Annotated in this window: 13 protein-coding genes; 8 read left to right on the top strand and 5 right to left on the bottom strand. The window is 65.9% G+C overall.

The window, feature by feature from the left end; genetic code table 11:
• The first annotated feature begins 19 nt into the window (after positions 1–19).
• The 5 genes from ACERNI_RS08725 (at position 20) to ACERNI_RS08705 (ending at position 7,399) form a co-directional block, all read left to right on the top strand.
• Positions 20–469 (top strand): cytochrome c-type biogenesis protein, encoded by a 450-nt coding sequence (locus ACERNI_RS08725; RefSeq protein WP_448832966.1) that lies wholly within the window; start codon positions 20–22, stop codon positions 467–469.
• 125 nt (positions 470–594) lie between these two features.
• On the top strand, positions 595–2,163 hold the full coding sequence (locus ACERNI_RS08720; RefSeq protein WP_448832892.1) for a Do family serine endopeptidase: 1,569 nt from the start codon (positions 595–597) through the stop codon (positions 2,161–2,163).
• A 178-nt stretch (positions 2,164–2,341) separates the two neighbouring features.
• Positions 2,342–3,025, top strand: coding sequence for a response regulator transcription factor (locus ACERNI_RS08715; protein ID WP_448832965.1), 684 nt, complete (start codon positions 2,342–2,344; stop codon positions 3,023–3,025).
• Positions 3,009–4,424, top strand: a complete 1,416-nt coding sequence (locus ACERNI_RS08710; protein WP_448832891.1) for an ATP-binding protein — start codon at positions 3,009–3,011, stop codon at positions 4,422–4,424. The genes ACERNI_RS08715 and ACERNI_RS08710 overlap by 17 nt, the downstream gene beginning before the upstream one ends.
• Positions 4,421–7,399, top strand: a complete 2,979-nt coding sequence (locus ACERNI_RS08705) for a bifunctional [glutamine synthetase] adenylyltransferase/[glutamine synthetase]-adenylyl-L-tyrosine phosphorylase (protein ID WP_448832890.1) — start codon at positions 4,421–4,423, stop codon at positions 7,397–7,399. Before ACERNI_RS08710 ends, ACERNI_RS08705 begins: the two co-directional genes overlap by 4 nt.
• A 122-nt stretch (positions 7,400–7,521) precedes the next feature.
• Here ACERNI_RS08705 and ACERNI_RS08700 read toward each other — a convergent pair whose 3' ends face one another.
• Together ACERNI_RS08700 and pepN are read right to left on the bottom strand one after the other, a co-directional pair.
• Positions 7,522–9,786: a PAS domain-containing sensor histidine kinase gene (locus ACERNI_RS08700; RefSeq protein ID WP_448832889.1), complete on the bottom strand. Its 2,265-nt coding sequence runs from the start codon at positions 9,784–9,786 to the stop codon at positions 7,522–7,524.
• A 266-nt stretch (positions 9,787–10,052) separates the two neighbouring features.
• A complete protein-coding gene (gene pepN / locus ACERNI_RS08695; RefSeq protein WP_448832888.1) occupies positions 10,053–12,707 on the bottom strand; it encodes an aminopeptidase N in 2,655 nt (884 codons plus the stop codon).
• Between the two features lie 937 nt (positions 12,708–13,644).
• On the opposite strand from pepN, the gene ACERNI_RS08690 reads away from it, so the two are divergent.
• Both ACERNI_RS08690 and ACERNI_RS08685 read left to right on the top strand, forming a co-directional pair.
• The gene (locus ACERNI_RS08690; RefSeq protein ID WP_448832887.1) at positions 13,645–14,085 is read left to right on the top strand and encodes a VOC family protein; all 441 of its coding nucleotides are present in this window, start codon (positions 13,645–13,647) and stop codon (positions 14,083–14,085) included.
• A gap of 268 nt (positions 14,086–14,353) precedes the next feature.
• On the top strand, positions 14,354–15,262 hold the full coding sequence (locus tag ACERNI_RS08685; protein ID WP_448832886.1) for a PfkB family carbohydrate kinase: 909 nt from the start codon (positions 14,354–14,356) through the stop codon (positions 15,260–15,262).
• Between the two features lie 114 nt (positions 15,263–15,376).
• Here ACERNI_RS08685 and cysG read toward each other — a convergent pair whose 3' ends face one another.
• Complete coding sequence (gene cysG / locus ACERNI_RS08680) at positions 15,377–16,777, bottom strand: siroheme synthase CysG (protein ID WP_448832885.1); 1,401 nt, start codon at positions 16,775–16,777, stop codon at positions 15,377–15,379.
• A gap of 58 nt (positions 16,778–16,835) precedes the next feature.
• A complete protein-coding gene (locus ACERNI_RS08675; protein ID WP_448832884.1) occupies positions 16,836–17,090 on the bottom strand; it encodes a hypothetical protein in 255 nt (84 codons plus the stop codon).
• Positions 17,091–17,111: 21 nt separating this feature from the next.
• Between ACERNI_RS08675 and ACERNI_RS08670 the strand changes: the two genes are divergently transcribed.
• Entirely contained in the window at positions 17,112–17,504 is a 393-nt protein-coding gene (locus ACERNI_RS08670; RefSeq protein ID WP_448832883.1) for a ComEA family DNA-binding protein, read from the top strand.
• A gap of 143 nt (positions 17,505–17,647) precedes the next feature.
• On the opposite strand, the gene ACERNI_RS08665 is transcribed toward ACERNI_RS08670, so the two are convergent.
• Positions 17,648–19,162 (bottom strand): malonate--CoA ligase, encoded by a 1,515-nt coding sequence (locus tag ACERNI_RS08665; protein WP_448832882.1) that lies wholly within the window; start codon positions 19,160–19,162, stop codon positions 17,648–17,650.
• Positions 19,163–19,193: the final 31 nt, after the last annotated feature.

Below are 19,193 nucleotides of genomic sequence, written 5' to 3'. Positions count from 1 at the left end.
CCTGGGCGCGGCCGTCGCCATGGGCCTCGGCGTTCTGTTGGCGGGCGCGTCCGCCAGCCATGCGCTCCAGCCCGGCGAGGTGCTGCCCGACCGCAAGCTGGAGCAGCGGGCCCGCGACATTTCCCTCGGGCTGCGTTGCCTCGTCTGCCAAAACCAGTCCATTGACGATTCGGATGCGCAGGTGGCCCAGGATCTGCGGCGCGTCGTCAGACAGCGGCTCGTCGCCGGCGACAGCGATGCGGATGTCCGGGCCTATATTGTTGAACGCTACGGCGATTTCGTTCTGCTGAAGCCGCCATTCAATGTGCGGACACTTTTATTGTGGCTGGGCCCGGTCATCGTGCTGCTGTGCGGCGGGGCGCTGGTGCTGTGGGGGCGTCGGCGCGCCGGCGCCGAGACGCCGGCCCTGAGCGACGCTGAGCAGGCGGAATTGGAGAAACTGCTGGACGATCGGGAGCGTCAGTCCTGATTTTTTTGGGAAGCAACCTGAGCCTCCCTTACCAAAATGTCATGTTGCCGTGAGGTTGCCGTAAGCCTCGGGGCGTCATGGTCCACTCCAGAACAAGGCGAATGCGCCATGGAGTGAATGAAACCATGATCGACAATCACAACGACCTGACGAATACTTCTGACGCCAGCAACCGCCTGCGTCGCACGGGTGGCCGCAATCGCCGCGCCTCTCTGCTGCTGGGCGCTGTTGCCCTTGGGGCCGTGACCGTCGCCGGCCTGGCTCAGGGAACCCTGTTGCCGCCGTACAGTCAGGCCGTGGCTGCGACGACCGCCGCCAATCCCGCCGCCGTCCAGCCCTCCTTTGCCGACGTCGTCGCCAAGGTGAAGCCGGCTGTCGTGTCGGTGCGCGTCAAGGTTGCCGAGGCGGCTCCGGCTGAGAGCAGCTTCTCTGGCGACGAATCCGGTTTTCCTCCTGGCAGCCCGATGGAGCGCTTCTTCCGTCGCTTCGGCGACAATGCGCCAAACGGCGCCCCTGGCGGCGAGATGCGTCGCGGCCCGGCTCCGAAGCGTTTCGGTGAGGCCCAGGGTTCTGGCTTCTTCGTGACCAGCGACGGCTATATCGTCACCAACAATCACGTTGTGGAAAAGGGAACCAAGGTCGAAGTGACCACCGACGATGGCCGCACGCTGGCGGCGAAGGTGGTGGGCGTCGACCCCAAGACCGACCTGGCCTTGCTCAAGACTGAGGACAAGGGTCCGTTCCCGGCCGTTCCGTTCGCCAAGGAAACGCCGCGCATCGGCGATTGGGTGATCGCGGTCGGCAATCCCTTCGGCCTCGGCGGCACCGTCACGGCGGGCATTGTCTCGGCGCGAGGCCGCGACATTGGCGCCGGCCCATATGATGACTTCCTGCAGATCGACGCGCCGGTGAACCGCGGCAACTCGGGCGGCCCGACCTTTAACCTCGCCGGTGAGGTTGTCGGCGTGAACACTGCCATCGCCTCTCCGTCTGGTGGCAGCGTCGGCATTGCATTCGCCGTACCGTCGGAGACCGCCGGCAAGGTCATCGCTGAAATTCAGGGCCATGGCTCGGTGAAGCGCGGCTTCCTTGGCGTGCAGATCCAGCCTGTGACCCTGGATATTGCCGAGGGCATTGGTCTCGACAAGGCTCAGGGCGCCCTGATTGCCAGGGTGGAAGAAGGTAGCCCCGGCGGCAAGGCTGGCCTGAAGAGCGGCGACGCCATCACGGCCCTGAACGGCAAGCCGGTGAAGGACGCCCGCGATCTGAGCCGCGCGGTAGCCATGCTTGACCCCGGCGCGACGGCCGAGCTCTCCGTCTACCGCAACGGCAAGACGGAAACCGTCAAGGTAAAGCTTGGCTCCATGCCGGGTGAAAAGACCGCTGCTGCGGGGCCGGCTTCCGCGGCCGATCTTGGCAAGCTGGGTCTTGCCCTGGCGCCGGCTGAAGAGGTGAGGGGCATGGAAGGCAAGGGCGTCGCCATCGTTGGCGTCGAGCCTGGCTCCCAGGCGGAAGAGAAGGGGTTGCGCCCTGGCGACGTGATCGCCGAGGCCGGCGGCCAGAAGGTCTCCACGCCCCAGGACGTGGCCAGCGCCATCGAAAAGAGCCGCAAGGAAGGACGCAAGGCTGTGTTGCTGCAGCTCGCTTCTCCCCAGGGCGGCCGTTTCCTGGCCCTGACCCTGCCGACCGGCTGATCTTGTGGCGCGTTCCGGTCCTGGCTCACTCACTCCCTGGGGCCGGAACGCCCGAAGCAACGCCAGATGTCATGGACGCGATCCGGTTGCGCAGCACCGGATCGCGTCCATTTTTGCGAGTGGGCGCACCGGTGCGTGGGCCTCCTGTTTTTCCTGAGGGCGCGCTATCATGACCGACATGAAGATTCTGGTTGTCGAAGATGATCCTGAAGCCGCCGCCTATATGGTCAAGGCGTTTCAGGAAAGCGGTCATGTGGCCGATCACGCGCCTGACGGGCTTGAGGGCTACGCCCTGGCGCGTGAGGAAGGCTATGACGTGCTGGTTGTCGACCGCATGCTGCCGAAGCTTGATGGCCTCTCCCTGATCCGCTCGTTGCGGGAACAGAAGGTTGAGACGCCGGTGGTCATTCTGTCGGCGCTGGGCCAGGTAGATGACCGTGTAAAGGGTCTGCGCGCCGGCGGCGACGATTACCTTCCCAAGCCCTATGCTTTCTCGGAACTGCTGGCCCGGGTGGAGGTGCTGGCGCGCCGCCGGCATGCCCCGGCGGCTGAGCAGACCGCTTATCGGGTGGGCGATCTGGAGCTGGACCGGCTGGCGCACAGCGCGACGCGCGGCGGCAAGGAGATCGTGCTGCAGCCGCGGGAGTTCCGGTTGCTCGAATACCTCATGAAGCACGCCGGACAGGTGGTGACCCGCACCATGCTGCTGGAAAATGTCTGGGACTATCACTTCGACCCCCAGACGAATGTGATCGACGTGCACGTGTCGCGGCTGCGCGCCAAGGTTGACAAGGGGCACGCCGCCCAGCTCATTCACACCATTCGCGGCGCGGGGTACATGATCCGTGACAGCGCTCGGTAAGCTCGTCCGCACCACCGCGTTCAAATTGACGCTGGCCTATCTCGTCGTTTTCGTGGTGATGGCGGGTTGCGTGCTGGCCTATGTCACCCAGAGCGCCCGCGAACTCCTGCTGGAGCAGACCCGCACCACCATCGCCGCTGAAACCAGTGGTCTGGCCGAGCAATACCGCCTTGGCGGCGTCCGCCGGCTGGTGCATGTGGTTGAGCGCCGCACGCGGTTGCCAGGCGCTTCCCTCTATCTCCTCACAACATTCGCCGGCGAGCGCCTCGCCGGCAACGTCGGCGAACTGCCGGCTGGCGTACTCGATGAGCAGGCGACGCGCATCATCGAATATCGCCGCGACGATCGCCACGAGGACAGGCAGATCAATGGCCGTGCCCTGGTGCAGGTCTACGTGCTGCCCGGCGGCTTCCGTCTGCTGGTCGGCCGCGATCTGGAAGAGCAGGAGCGCCTGCGCGCAGTGATGTGGCGCGCCGCAGGCATTTCACTCACCTTCATTACCATCCTCGGCTGCATTGGCGGCTGGTTTATCACCCGGCGCGTGCTCAAGCGGGTCGAGGATATTTCTGACACGGCGCAGACAATCATGGGCGGGGACCTGGCTGGACGCCTGCCGGTGACGGGAACCGGCGACGAACTGGACCGTCTCGCCATGCATCTTAACGCCATGCTCGAACGCATCGGCGAACTGATGAACGGCCTGAAAGAGGTCTCGGACAATATCGCCCACGATCTCAAAACGCCGCTGACCCGTTTGCGCAATCACGCGGAGGAGGCGCTGCGCAGCAGCCGCACGCCGGACGAATACGCCGCCGCCCTGGGCGCGGTCATCGACGAGTCAGACAATCTCATCAAGGTGTTCAACGCTTTGCTGATGATCGCGCGCCTTGAGGCCGGCGGAGAGCCGCAGGACAGCATGGCGGAGTTTGACGCCGCCGAGGTGGCCCGAAGCGTCGTTGAGCTTTATGAGCCGCTGGCGGAAGATGCCGGCATGACTGTTACCGTCGACATGCCAGACCATCTGCCCATGTACGGCAGTCGCGAGTTGTTGGGGCAGGCGATCGCCAATCTGGTCGACAACGCCTTCAAATACGCCATCCCCCCCGAGGGGACGGAGGGCGGTCCGACGCCGGCGTTGCACATCTCTGCCAACAGGGTGGGAGCCGGCGTGGAAATCGCCGTTTCCGACAATGGGCCGGGCATCCCGGAGGACAGCCGCCAGCACGCTGTCGAGCGTTTCGTGCGTCTGGAAGGCTCCCGCAGTCGCCCCGGCTTCGGACTTGGGTTAAGCCTTGTATCGGCGGTGGCCCGCCTGCACGGCGGACGGTTGCGGATTGAAGACAATCACCCGGGGCTGCGCGCCATACTTGAATTGCCTGGGAAGGGCGCATCCGCATGAGCAGAATATCGGGAGAGCAGCCGGAGATCGCGCCGCAGGAGCTGTCGTCTCTGGCCACGCGGTTTGCTGGCGCTCCCAGGGGCGGTGATGCGGCGACGATGCGGGCCGCCAGGGCAAGCGTTGACGAATTGATCGCGGAGAACCGTGAAAAGGGCGGTGGGCTCGCGGTGACGCTGAGCGAAACGCCGCTGGTCCGTGACGTATTGCTTGCGGTTTTTGCCCATTCTCCCTTCCTCGCGCGCCTGTTGCGGGCGCGCGCCAGCCGGATCGACGCCTTCTTGATGGCGCCGCCCGAGGCGTTTCATGCGGCCCTCGTGGCGGAGGCCGCCGGCGCCTGGCGCCAGGCTGGCGATCAGGCCGCGCTCATGAAGACGTTGCGGCGGCTGCGGGCCGACAATGCGCTGCTGGTGGCGTTGGCTGATCTTGGCGGCGCTTGGGGCGTCGAGCAGGTGACCCGCGCCCTGACGGCGTTCGCCGACGCCTGTGTTGGCGCGGCCGCCCGCTTCCTGCTGGCCGAACTGTCCCGGCAGGGACGCCTGCTGGTTCCGGATGCCGAAGACCCCGAACAGGGTTGCGGACTGACCATCCTTGCCCTTGGCAAGCACGGCGCTGGCGAGCTCAACTATTCCAGCGATATCGATATCGTTGTGTTTTATGATCTGGAAGCGCCGCTCAGGGATGGGCTTGCCGCTTCCCAGATATTTGTCCGCTTCACCCAATCGCTGGCCAAAATCCTGCAGGAGCGCACGGGCGACGGCTATGTCTTCCGCGTCGATCTGCGTCTGCGTCCTGATCCCGGCTCCACCGCGCCCGCCATCTCGCTGCCAGCCGCCTTTTCCTATTATGAAACGGTTGGTCAGAACTGGGAGCGCGCGGCCTATATCAAGGCGCGGCCCATCGCCGGCGACGTGCAGCTTGGCGCGGCGTTTCTGAAGGACCTGCGACCGTTCATCTGGCGCAAATATTTTGATTTCGCCACCATCGCCGACATTCACGCCATGAAGCGGCAGATTCATGTGGTCAAGGGACACGACCAGATCGCCCTGGCCGGCCATGACATCAAGCTGGGGCGCGGCGGTATTCGCGAAATCGAGTTTTTCGTTCAGACCCAGCAACTGGTGTTTGGCGGCCGGCGCGAGAACCTGCGCGGCGCCCGTACCCTCGACATGCTGGCCGCGCTTGCGGAGGACGGCTGGATCTCGCCAGAGGCTCGCGACGGGTTGAGCGACGCCTACAGGTTTCTGCGCACGCTGGAGCACCGCCTGCAGATGGTCGGCGACGAGCAGACCCAGCGCCTGCCCGATGATGCGGAGCGGCTGCAGGATTTCGCCCGTTTCGCGGGCTTCGCCTCGACGAAGGCTCTGGGGGCGGCGCTGGAAAAGGTCGCGCGCACTGTCCAGCATCATTACGGCCTGCTGTTCGAAGAAGGCCCGGCCTTGGCCACCGAGGCTGGCAGCCTTGTGTTTACCGGCTCCAGCGACGACCCGGATACGCTCGAAACCCTGCGCCGCATTGGCTTTCGCGACCCACCCGTGGTGACGGAAACCATTCGCGGCTGGCATTTTGGCCGCCGTCCGGCCATCACCAGCGCCCGGGCCAGGGAGGTGGTGACGGAACTGACGCCGGGGCTGCTCGGCGCCCTTGGCCGCACGGCTGATCCGGATGGCGCACTGGCCGCGCTTGACCGCGCCTTCGGCCGCATGCCCGCTGCTGTCGAACTGCTGTCGATGTTGCGCTCGAATGAACGGCTGCTGAACCTGTTCGCCGATCTGCTGGGCACGGCGCCGCGTCTGGCCGATATCGTCTCGGAGCGTCCGCATGTGCTGGACGCCATCATCGATCCAGCCTTCGCGGAGGACGCCCAGAATCTCGACAGCCTCGCCGGGCGCATTCGTGGCCATATTGGCAAGCCGGCCAGTTTTGAGGAATTTCTTGACCGCGCCCGGGACGCCGCCCGGCTGACCCAGTTCGTGGTTGGCGCCCGCATGCTCACTGGCATCTATGCGCCTGAGCGGGCGGGGCAGGGCTTCGCGGCGATTGCTGACGCGGTGATCGCGGCCTCGCTGGAGGCCGTGCTGTCGGCGTTCCGGGAGGAGCACGGCGTTGCGCCGGGAGGTGAAATCGTTGTGATGGCCTATGGCCGTCTCGGCTCACGCCAGCTCACCGCCTCGTCCGACCTTGATCTGGTCGTTATCTATGATTTCGATCCGGACAGGCCGGAGAGTGATGGCGCGCGCCCCCTGCATGCATCAGTCTACTACAACCGCCTGACCCAACGCCTGGTCAGCGCCCTGACGGTGCCGACGCGGCGCGGCCGGCTCTATGACGTGGACATGCGTCTGCGGCCCGATGGCCGCAAGGGCGCGGTCGCCACCCAGTTCTCCGGCTTCACGCGCTATCAGACCACCGAGGCGGAAACCTGGGAGCATATGGCGTTGACGCGCGCCCGCGTTGTCGCGGGCGATGCGGGCCTGGCCCAGCGCGTCGCCGACGCCGTCCGCGAGGTGATCGACCGTCCGCGCGACCGGCCGGCCCTGGCCAGGAGCGTGCGCGACATGCGCGCGCTGGTGGCGCGGGAAAAGGGAGATCGCAATCCCTGGGATCTGAAACTGGCCTCTGGCGGGTTGATGGACGTGGAGTTTGTCGCCCAGTATCTGGCGCTGGGCTGGCCGGGCCTGTCCGCCGGGCTGGAGCGCGCCGACGCGGGGCAGATCATCCACGCGGCCATGGACAGGGACGCGCTCCCGGCCGCGGATGGCGAGCCGCTGTGCGCTGGTTATGCGGTGATGGAAGACGTGTTGCAGTGGGAGCGTCTCACCGTCGACGGCGACTTCAACGCGAAGAACGTGGCGCCGGCGGTGCTGAAGCGGATTGCCAATGCGGTGGGGCTGCCGGACGTGAAGATGCTGGAGGCGCATCTTGCGACGCTGCGCGGCGATGTGCGCGCCGCCTTCCGGCGCGTTCTCGGCGGTTAAGGCGCTTTCCGGTCAGCCGGAATCGGCTGATCGATCAAAGTGCACTCAAAACCGCGAGAACTGGAGCAGTTTTCGATCCGGATGGATCAAAGGCGGCTCTGGCGAAGCCCTTCTGAGGCTGGTCAGGCGGCGACGTGGTCAGCGCCTGGCGCCGGGGCCCGCAGCGGCAGGCGCACGGTAAAGACGGCGCCGTGTCCCAGCTTTGACTGGATGCGCAGGCCGCCGCCATGCATTTCCGCCAGGGAGCGGGCGATGGCGAGGCCAAGCCCTGCGCCCTTGTTGGCTTTGTTGAACTCGCCTTCCACCTGTTCGAACGGGCGGCCCAGCGCGTCGATCGCTTCCGCGGCGATGCCGACGCCGGTGTCGATGACGTGAATGTCGACCAGGTCGTCGCTGATGCGGGCGCGCACGGTGATCTCACCGCCTTCCGGCGTGAACTTCACCGAATTGCGCAGCAGATGCACGAGGATCTGCTGGAGGGCGCGCGGATCGGCCAGCATGCCCAGTTTTTCCGGCGCGTCGACATCGAGGCGCAACCCCTTGCCGCTGGCTGCCTCGCTGACAGTCGAGATGGCGGCGTTGATAATTGCGCGGCCATCGATGTGCTGGGGGTCGATCTTCCGGCTGCCCGTGTCGATCCGCGACATTTCCAGAATGTCCTCGACCATCGCCAGCAGCTTCTGGCCGCTGCCCCGGATGTCCCGCGAATAATCGGCGTAGCGGGCGTTGCCGAGCGGGCCGAACATCTCCCCTTCCATCATCTCCGAGAAGCCGATGATGGCGTTGAGCGGCGTGCGCAGTTCGTGGCTCATGTTGGCGAGGAATTCGGACTTGGCCCGGTTGGCGGCTTCGGCCTTGCCCTTTTCCTCGCGATAGCCTTCAGCCAGATCGGCCAGCTGCTGTCCGCGCATTTCCAGCGCCTGGCGGGAGCGACGCAGGTCAGACACCAGCACGAGCAGGCGGCGCTCGGAGTCCACCAGCTGTTCTTCGTGGCGCTTCAGCCCGGTGATGTCGGTGCCGATGGACACCAGACCGCCGTCCTTGGTGCGGCGTTCGTTGACCTGCAGCCAGCGGCCGTCGGCCAGCTCGGCCTCGTAGGTCTGCGCGTCGCGGCTGGCGACGGCGCCGTTGATGGGGCGGGTCTGCACGATCGGCAGAATGCCCTGCTGCATCAGCTCTTCCTGCGTCATGCCGGTAACCTGCAACTCCGGCGGCAGGCGGTGCAGGCTGCGGAACTTCGAATTGCAGGTAACCAGCCGTTGGTCCTGTCCCCACAGCACGAAGGCTTCGGAGATGCTCTCGATCGCGTCGCTCAGGCGATTGTCGGAGGTTTTCTTCAGGGCCGCCATGCGGCGCTGCTCGGTGATGTCGACCGAGATGCCGATCAGATGCGGGCCGTCCTGATCGTCGCCGCGCTCCACCAGTTCGCTGCGGTGACGCAGCCAGATCCATTCCCCGGCCGCGTTGCGGATGCGGAACTCATAGTCAACCGTGTCGGCGCGGGCGCCGGCCAGCATGTCGGCCAGGCCGTAGAGGTCGCCGTCATCTGGATGCACCATGGCGTTGACTTCGCCAAATGACAGGAACTCATTCTGGCGGGTCAGGCCCAGCAGGGCGTACATGCTGTCGGACCAGTAAATGCGGCCACGCGCGATATCCCAGTCCCACAGGCCGCAACGGCCGCGGTTGAGGGCCGTGTCGATGCGTTCTGTCACGCGTTCGGTGATGTCGTCGGCGTCGCGGGCCCGGGCGGATTGCATGAAATAGGCGGCGGCGATGGCGACCAGCACCAGCGAGGCGGTCAGCAGCAGCGTGCCATAGTTGCGCGTCAGGGTGCGCCACGGGGCCAGCGCGTCATCGAGTGGCTGGATGACGGCGAGTTGCCCGAGCGGAGCGGGCAGGTTCCTGACAGTGGCGAGAACCCGCTGGTTATTGGCCAGCGAGATTTCCATCACGCCGGCGCGGTCAGCGAAAGTGGTGAGAGGCTGGGCCGGTCCCAGATATGCCGCCAGCCGGCCCTGGGTCGGCGCGCCTGCCGGCGCTGCGGCGACGATGCTGCCGGCGGCGTCGCTGATGATGACCGTACGGCCTGCAGCCAGGGCCTGCGACGGGGCATGGGCTTCCAGCAGCGCCCGCCCGACCGTGGCCGGGCTGGTTGAGTTCGTCGCGCCCGGCGTTGCCGCCGCGTGCGTCACGGATGCGGCGAGCAGGTCTATGGTGATCGCGGCCTCATCAACCGCCTCCGAGCGGGAGCTGACGGCCTGGAGCACGGCGCTGAACGCGAGGGTGAGGACGAAAACGCCAAGAAGGCAGGGGACGGCGAGCTTCAGCCAGGGGTCGGCTGCGACCAGTCTGCCCAGGGCAGGGTGCGTGATGGATTTCGCCACTCCCAGAACGGTGGCCGCGCGCGCAGGTGCGCGAGCGGGCGTCGCATGGACGCGCGCCATCTCAATCCCCCTTCGGAATCCTGCCAAAAACCATCAGGTTGATGTGCCGCATCTTCCCGAATCATCACCATCTGAATCGTATTTTGTTGCTTTGTCCAGAGTGGTTTCTGTTTCGTTAGCAGGGGGGCAAACGGGGATTTCTGGGGTGTCCTGGTGGTTGGGGAAGCGGTGGTCGCTTCCCCTGGATATTGTGGTTTTGCTGCCTTTCAGCCAGCGGCCAGCATTCTGTTGAGAATGTCCTGCGCATCCACCGAAAGTCCGGTCCGGCTGGCGATGCGTTGCAGGGCGGCGAGGGCGTGGGCGCGGCGGCCCGGCTCCAGCGTTCGCCACGCGCGGAATGCGGTGAGCATGCGGGATGCGACCTGGGGGTTGATCCGGTCCAGTTCGAGGATGACGTCGGCGATCAGGCTGAAGCCGGCGCCGTCGGCCCGCGCGAACTGGGTCGGGTTTGACAGGGAGAAGGCGCTGAGCAGCGCCCGCGCCCGGTTGGGGTTGGAAAGCGTGAAGCCCGGGTGCGCCATCAACTGGCGCACGCGGTCGAGCGTCCCGGCCTCCGGGATCATCGCCTGCACGCCGAACCATTTGTCCATGACCAGCGGATCGTCGCCAAATGCGCGCTCCCAGGCCGCCAGCGCTTCCTCGCGCCGCGGGCCAGGCAGCAGCGACAGGGTGGCCAGCGCCGCCATCCTGTCCGTCATGTTGCTGGCGTCATTGAACTGCGCGGCGGCCCGCTCCGCCCCTTCGTCCGGCGCGGCCGCCGCGATGAGGTCGAGGGCGAGATTGCGCAGCGCCCGCTGGCCGGCCGCCTGGGCGCCAGGGTCGAATTGCCCCTCCGGCTCCGCCTCGTCCCGGATGGCCCGCAGCGCTGGCAGCAGCGCGCTCGCCATCGCCTGGCGCAGCGTCTGCCGCGCCGCATGAATGGCGTCCGGGTCGATGTCGGAGCCGATCTCGCGGGCGATGTCTCCCTCCGTCGGCACGCTCAGCGCCTGTGCGACAAAGGCCGGATCACGCTTGCCCTCGCTGGTGAGGAAGTCGCCAAGCGCGCTGACGAAAGCTGGCGCGCCAGCCGGGCCGCGCCCGGCGCGAATTGCCGCCACATCCTTCACCAGATGCTTCAGCATCAGGTTCTGCACCGCCTGCCAGCGATTGAAGGCGTCGGAATCGGCGCGGAACAGCAGCAGTTCATCGGCGTCGCTGAGGTCGAGATCGCATCGCACCGGCGCCGAGAAACCCCGGAATAGCGATGGCGTCGGGCGTTCCAGAACATTCTGGAACGTGACGGTCATTTCCTCCTGATCGAACACCAGCACGTCGCCCTCTAGCGAGACGGTATTGTCGGCCTGAAGCGGCAGCTCGCGGCCGCTGGCGCCAATCAGCCCCATCTGGACGGGTATGACCTGGGGGCGCTTCGCCGGCTGCCCGGGGGTTGGCGGCGTCGTCTGTTTCAGGTGCAGCGTCCAGGTTTTCGACGCCTCGTCCCAGGCGCCGCGCGCCGTCACCAGCGGCGTGCCGGCCTGGGCATACCATTGGGCGAAATGCTCCAGGTCCCTGCCGCTCGCTTCAGCGAAGCAGGCGAGGAAATCCTCAATTGTCGCCGCATGGCCGTCGTGACGGGTGAAATAAAGATCCAGGCCGGCGCGGAACGCATCCGGTCCGAGCAGAATGCTGAGCATCCGGACCAGTTCTGAACCTTTCTCGTAGACCGTGGCTGTATAGAAGTTGTTGATTTCGCTATATTGCGTCGGCCGCACCGGGTGGGCGAGGGGGCCGGCGTCTTCCACGAACTGGGCGGCGCGCAGGATGCGCACGTCGGCGATGCGCCGCACCGGCCGCGAGCGCTGGTCGGCTGAGAACTCATGGTCGCGGAAGACCGTGAGTCCTTCCTTCAGGCACAACTGGAACCAGTCGCGACAGGTAATGCGGTTGCCCGTCCAGTTGTGAAAATATTCGTGGGCAATGATCGATTCGATATTGGCGTAATCCGCGTCAGTTGCGGTTTCAGGGCTGGCCAGAACATATTTGTCGTTGAAGATATTCAGGCCCTTGTTCTCCATCGCGCCCATGTTGAAATCTGACACGGCGACGACATTGAACACGTCGAGATCATATTCGCGGCCGAACGTCTCCTCGTCCCAGCGCATCGAGCGGGCGAGGGCGTCGAGGGCGTAGCCGGCGCGGTCAGCCTTGCCAGGCTCCACATGCACCGCGATCTCAACCCGCCGCCCGGACATGGTCGTGAACGGTTCGCTGACCGTGTCCAGCCGCCCGGCCACCAGCGCGAACAGATAGGCGGGCTTGGGGAAGGGATCATGCCAGATGGCGTAATGCCTGCTGGTTCCAGCCAGCGCGCCGGTTTCCCGCAAATTGCCATTGCCCAGCAGCAGCGGCGCCTCTTCCCGGTCTGCCTCGATGCGCGTGGTGTAGACAGACAGCACGTCCGGCCGGTCGAGGAAATAGGTGATGCGGCGGAAGCCCTCGGCCTCGCACTGGGTGCAATAGACGCCGCTGGAGCGGTAAAGGCCCATCAATTTGGTGTTGGCGGCCGGGCTGATGCGCGTGACGATGCGCAGCTGGAACGGCCGCTGCGGCGGGGTGTGCAGGGTCAGGCCCTGGGGCGAGCTTTCCCAAGCTCCGGCGGCTGGCGTCACGCCGTCAACGGTGAATTCCCGCAGTTCCAGCTCATCGCCGTCGAGCCGCAAGGGGGCGCTGGCGATGCCGGCCGGGTTGGGGCGCATGTCGAGTTCCGCCACCACCACGGTGTTGTCGGGGTGCAGCGAGATGTCGAGTGAAACGGCGTCAATCAGATAGTCGGAGGGGCGATAGTCGGAGAGGCGGACGATCGGAGGGGTGTCTGTGCGCATCTTGATCCAGCCGTTTCGGATTTGTTCCATTGCCTGGCCGTGTGCGGCGAGACAGCGGGCGCGCGGAAAGCGCGCCGGCAACTATGGACCCGGGGGGAGCTGGACTGCAATGCTGGCGGCATCGCGGGATCAGTTTCGGCTCGGCGCGGGCAACGATGGTCCAAAAAGGCCGGCAGAGCACGGCTTTGCAGGTTATGCACAGGCCCTGACGATGTCGTAAAATCGTCAATCTATTGACGGGTAAAGGGAAATCAAAAAACCGGAAATATGTTATTAAAAATCCGGCGGCGCTGAAATTTTTTGTTGCGCATGTGACGATTGTGGGGATAGGGTCTGTCCCAAGAAAAAAGGCCGCGCCGAGGCGCAGCCAAGTCTAGGGAGGAAACGCCCAAGGAGGGCATGCAGCATCTCTGCTGCAGTTCCGACATTAGACGTAATTTCCTATTGTGGCAATCTTTTTCTTTACCCTCTCCAGTGAGAGGTCGTTTGTGTTGGCGTGACGACCTTGCAGTCGCGGTATCCGTCCGCGCTTCCTGAGTAACGCCGCCGTAATTTCTGGCGTTGTCATCCCCTGAAAAATGTCCGCGCCTGCCGCGCCAGCGGGGCCAGGAAGTCTGGTCGGGTCACGCAAATACCCGTCGCCAGTGGCCGGATTCCGGCATTCTGCCCCTTGTTGTCGCGTGGCGGCGTGAGCGCCAGGCGCGGCGGGCGGCCGGTCATTTATTGATTTTCTGACGAAATTTGTGAATACGACATGCGCCCGCCAACATGCGCCCGCACGGTGGCATGAGGGTGGGTGCGAATATCAGGTTGATCCCATCGGCGCATCCAGCGGCGCGATTTGCTCCGCCGCGCCAGATGGTCATTTTCTGCAACCTTGCATTCGCGCTTTGCCGGCGGTTTTCGCCGCATTGAAGATGCTGTTGGGAGAAGGTTGATGCGCTTTCGGCACACCATGGTCCGCGTGACCAACGTGGATGAATCGCTGGATTTCTATTGCAACAAGCTGGGTTTGGTCGAAACGCGCCGCACCGACGTGCCGGCCGGCCGCTTTACCCTTATTTTCCTTGCCGCCGCGCAGGACGCTGAAACCGCGCGGGCGACGCACGCGCCCGAACTGGAGCTCACCTATAACTGGGATCCGGAAAGCTATTCCGGCGGCCGCAATTTCGGGCATCTCTGCTATTCAGTTCCCGATATCTACGAAACCTGCGAGCGCCTGATGAAGGCTGGCGTCACCATCAACCGTCCGCCCCGCGACGGTCACATGGCCTTCATCCGCTCCCCCGATGGCATCTCCATTGAGCTTCTGCAGGACGGCCCGGCAAAGCCGCAGCAGGAGCCATGGGCATCGATGCCGAATACCGGATCCTGGTAAGCGCGGGCTCACGATCCACAGGACCGGCGCGGTTCAGGCTGAATCGTCTTCGCGATCCCGTCTGAATGGGCCCGGTCCGGTCGAACAGATTGGCGCTTCCTGGTGAAATCTGGTTCACGGGAAGGGGCCTGTCTTTATGAATTGCGCTTTCTCTTCATGAGAAGTGGGCTCCACTTTTTCCGGGAGCGCCCTGGTGGGCGGTCTGGTCTGCCTGTCGAGCCGGAAAGGGCTCCACGGGCAGCGGTGCGCCCTGGTGGACAGGATGGACATGGCGACGGTCCTTTGCGTTGGCATCGCCACGCTTGATTACATCTACGCCCTGGATGAAATGCCCCGGGTGGCGGAAAAGCACCGCGCCCGCGACCTGGTCATCACCAGCGGCGGCATTGCGGCCAATGCGGCGGTGGCCATCGCGCGGCTTGGCGGCGAGGCGATCTTCGCCGGTCGCCTCGGCGATGACGCCGTGGCCGTGGAAATCCTCAATGCGCTGCACGTTGAAGACGTACGCTGCTCTTTCGTGCGCGGTTTCCCGGGCGTCAAATCGCCGGTCTCGACCATTCTGGTGGACCGTGAGGGCGAGCGGCTGCTGATCAGTTACCGCGATGGCAGCCTGCCGTCCGATCCATCCTGGCTGCCGGAGGAGTTGCCGCCGCGCGTCGACGCGGTGCTCGGCGACACCCGCTGGGAGGAGGGCGCCGCCCGCATGTTCGCGGCGGCGCGCCGCGCCGGCAAGCCGGCCGTGCTGGATGGCGACAAGGCCCCAGAGCATCCCACTATCCTGTCGCACGCCACTCACGCGGCGTTCAGCGCCCAGGGCTTGCGGGGCCTGACCGGTGAAAGCGATCCGGTGGCGGGGCTGAAAAAGCTGCGGGACCAGAGGACCGGCAGCGATACCTGGTTTGCCGTCACCGTGGGCGCCGACGGCGTGTATTTTCTGGAGAATGGCGACGTCGCCCATGCGCCGGCTTTCCCGGTTGACGCCGTCGATACGCTTGGCGCCGGCGACGTCTGGCACGGCGCCTTTGCCCTGGCGCTGGCGGAAGGCGCGGGCGAGCGCGAGGCGATCCGTTTCGCTTCAGCCACCTCGGCGCTGAAATGCCTGACCTTCGGCGGTCGCAATGGCGCGCCGCGCCGGCCGCAGGTGCTGGCGTTTCTGCAGGAGCGTGGAGCGCTTTAGCAGCCCGAGCGCGGAGCGCGTTGACCACTCCGGAGAGCGCGGAGCGCTCCAATTACTCCTGGTAGCGCGGAGCGCGTTGATCATTCCAGAGCGCAGTGCGCGCCTGATCCAGCGCTACGCCGGCGATTTCGGTCCCAGGGCCACCGCGTGGCCGATGATGACCAGAGCCGGCCCGGCGATGTTTGACGTCCGGACCTTTTGCGCCAGCTCCGCCACTGGCGCATGCACGATGGTTTCGTCCGGCAGGGTGGCGCGCGCCGCCAGGGCGGCCGGGGTTCGCGGGTCCAGCCCCGCCGCCAGCAGCCGGGCCACCAGCGCTTCAAGGGTGGCCAACCCCATGTAGACCACGGTGGTGGCCGCCGGATCGGCCAGGGCGCGCCAGTCCAGATCCTCGGGCAGGGCGCCGTCGCGGGCGTGCGCCGTGATGAACTGCAACCGCTGCGCCGCGTCGCGATGGGTCAGGGATGTCGCCATGCCGGCGGCCGCGCCGCTGGCGGCGGTAACGCCTGGCGTGACGGCGCAGGGGATGCCGGCTGCCGTCAGCGCGGCGATTTCCTCGCCGGCCCGGCCAAAAATCATCGGATCGCCGCCCTTGAGGCGCACCACCTGCAAACCTTCCTCCGCCAGCCGCACCAGTTGCGCATTGATGTCCTGCTGGGTGCAGGAGGGTTTGTGCCCACGCTTGCCCACGTGGATCAGCCGCGCCTCGCGCCGGGCGAAGTCCAGCGTTCCTGGCGCGATGAGATCGTCGTAGAGAATCACGTCGGCCGATTGCAGCAGGCGCACGGCGCGCAGGGTCAGCAGCTCCGGATTGCCGGGGCCGGCGCCAACGAGGTTGACGGCGCCTCGCGCCGCCGCCCGGTCGCCGGTTTCGGCGGCGGCCAGCAGGGCGTCGCGCAGGCGCTCGTCCGGCTCCTGTTCGGGCGTGGTGAAGGCCTGGGCGGTGAAGCTCTCCCAGAACCGCCGCCGGGTGCGGAATGGCCAGCGCCGCTCCTGCACTTCGGTTCGCCAGCGCCGGGCGGCGTCGGCCCAGCGACGGAAGGTTTCCGGCAGCAACGTTTCGATGCGGGCCCGCACCGCCTGGCCGAATACCGGCGCCGCGCCATCGGTGGAAATGCCGACCACCAGCGGCGAACGGTTGACGATCGAGCCGAACTGGAAATCGCACAGGGCCGGCCGGTCAACGCAATTGACCGGCGCGCCCGCCGCCCGCGCCGCTTCGGCAAACCGCCGCGCCTCGTCCTCGCTGGCAAAATCGCCGATGGCCAGCATGGCCCCCGCCAGGTCTTCCGCCCGCCAGTCGCGCCTGTGCAGGATTACGCGCTCCGGATGCGCCCGCGCCAGCCGCAGCATGCCTTCCGGCGTCTCCACATCATCTGGCGCGTAAATCTCCAGGCGGGCGCCAGTGGCGGCGAGCAGCTCCGCTTTCCAGCTGGCCCCTTCGCTGGCGCCGGCCAGCACCACCCGGCGGCCAGCCGGCTTGAAAAACAGGGGAAGGCTGGCAAGCGGGGCCATGCGCGTCGCCGCGTCCCCCGGTTCCCGGGCGCTGGGAAATGGATCTGGCGTGTCCTGATCAGCTGGCAAGGTATGTCACATTCAGTTGAAAGGCGATCGCCAGGGCGAAGCGCATCCGTTTAACATGAAATATATCAGTTGTTTGCTGCGGGTTTTCAGAAAACAGGCGACAGGATTTCGCCTGTGTCGCACCATAATCTGGCCGTGAGGTCAGGTCACCTCTTGGATGTTTCCGGTGGCGCGCGCCATGAAGCGCCGCGAAAAAACCGAAACAGGGAAGATTAGGGGCGCCGGCCTTGCGCCGGACGACCATGCGTCAGTCCTATGGGAGAGTATGACAATGCGTAAACTGGTGATGACAGGTTTTGCAACCCTCGCGCTGCTTGCGACCCCTGCGCTGGCGCAGACGACCCAGACGCAACCCGCCCCGATGAAAGGTCCCGCCGCCACCCAACAGGCGCCGGCGACGACCCAGCAGGCGCCCGCCCCCATGAAACAGGCGCCCGCCGCTGCGAAGCCGGCAAAAGCCGACAAGGCGCCGTTGCTTGACCTCAACACCGCCACCAAGGAGCAGCTCGAAGCCCTGAAGGGCGTCGGTCCGGTGCGCGCCGAAGCCATCATCAAGGGCCGGCCATACAAGGGCAAGGACGAGCTGGTGCAGAAGAAGATCGTGCCGCAGAATGTCTATGATGACATCAAGGCGAAGATCATCGCCCACCAGCACTGAGATCCATATGACAGCGGCGCCCTCCCGGGCGCCGTTTTTCATGATGCGATCTGGCATGGCGGCCTGCGCGCCAGCGCCCGCCTGCCCATGCCGACACCCGATGGGTCCGACCCATCGGGTTTTTTGGGGGTCGGGTCCGGCCGTCAGGCGTACAGATGCTTGTGGGCGTCGCGCAGCAGGTTCTTCTGCACCTTGCCCATGCTGTTGCGCGGCAGTTCGTCGGCGAACAGCACCCGTTTCGGCAGCTTGAACTTGGCCAGCCGGCCATCGAGCGCCTTCAGCACCCGCGCCTCGTCCAGGCTTTTGTCGCTTGCCACCACCACGGCGGTGACGCCCTCGCCGAAATCCGGGTGCGGCGCGCCGATGACAGCGCTCTCGATCACCCCATCAAGGGCGTCGATCTCGCTTTCCACCTCCTTGGGATAGACGTTGAAGCCGCCGCTGATAATCAGATCCTTGCCGCGTCCGACGATCTGGACATAGCCGTTTTCGTCGATCCGCCCCAGGTCGCCCGTGATGAAGAAGCCGTCAGGCCGGAATTCGGCGGCGGTCTTCTCAGGCATGCGCCAGTAGCCCTTGAACACGTTCGGCCCCCTGACCTCGATCATGCCGATGTCGCCATTGGCCAGGGGGGCGCCGCTGTCCGGGTCGACAATGCGCAGCGCCACGCCCGGCAGCGGCAGGCCGACGGTGCCGGCGATGCGCGCGCCTTCGTAAGGGTTGGAGGTGTTCATGTTGGTTTCGGTCATGCCATAGCGTTCAAGAATGGCGTGGCCGGTGCGCGCGCTCCATTCGTTGTGCGTCTCCGCCAGCAGCGGGGCTGAGCCGGAAACGAATAGGCGCATGTTGGCCGTCAGCTCGCGCGTCAGGCCGGGGTGCTGCAGCAGGCGGGTGTAGAAGGTCGGCACGCCCATCATTGCCGTCGCCCGCGGCATCGCGGCGATGACCGCGTCCGCATCGAACTTTGGCATCAGGATCAGCGAGCCGCCGGCGAAGAAGGTGACGTTGGTCGCCACGAACAGGCCGTGAGTATGATAGATCGGCAGGGCGTGGATCAGCGCGTCATCAGCGGTGAAGCGCCAGTAGTCCCGCAAGGTCAGCGAATTCGACGCCAGATTGTCGTGGCTGAGCATGGCGCCTTTCGAGCGCCCGGTGGTGCCGGAGGTGTAGAGGATGGCGGCGAGATCATCGTCGCCGCGCGCCACCGTGGCGAACGTCGCTGGCTGTGCGTCGGCGGCGACGCTCAGCGAGCCCTTGCCGTGGCTGTCCAGCGTTGCGATGCGGGCGCCAGATTCCGGCTTCCGGGCGATCTCCCCCACGCCGGCCTCTCGCGCCGGGTCGCAGACCACCAGCGCCGGTTCGGCGTCGCCAATGAAATACGACAGCTCCGCCAGGGTGTAGCCGGTGTTGAGCGGCAGGTAGATGGCGCCGGCGCGCAGGCAGGCCAGATAGAGCGTCAGCGCCTCGGCGCTCTTCTCCACCTGCACCGCCACCCGGTCGCCAGGCTGAACGCCGAGGCTGACAAGCGCGTTGGCCAACTGGCCCGCGCGCGCCGCCAGATCGCCATAGGTGCTGACGGAGCCGTCCGGATGGCGGATGGCGACCCGCGCCAGATCCAGCCCGGAGGCGAACAGCCGGTCGAACAGATTGCGGCTCATGCAGGCGCTCTCCCCAAAGACGTTTGCGCGT

This window comes from Camelimonas sp. ID_303_24 (assembly GCF_053543495.1).
The sequence above is the reverse complement of the archived record's forward strand: the minus strand, read 5'-3'. Positions and strand labels throughout refer to the sequence as shown.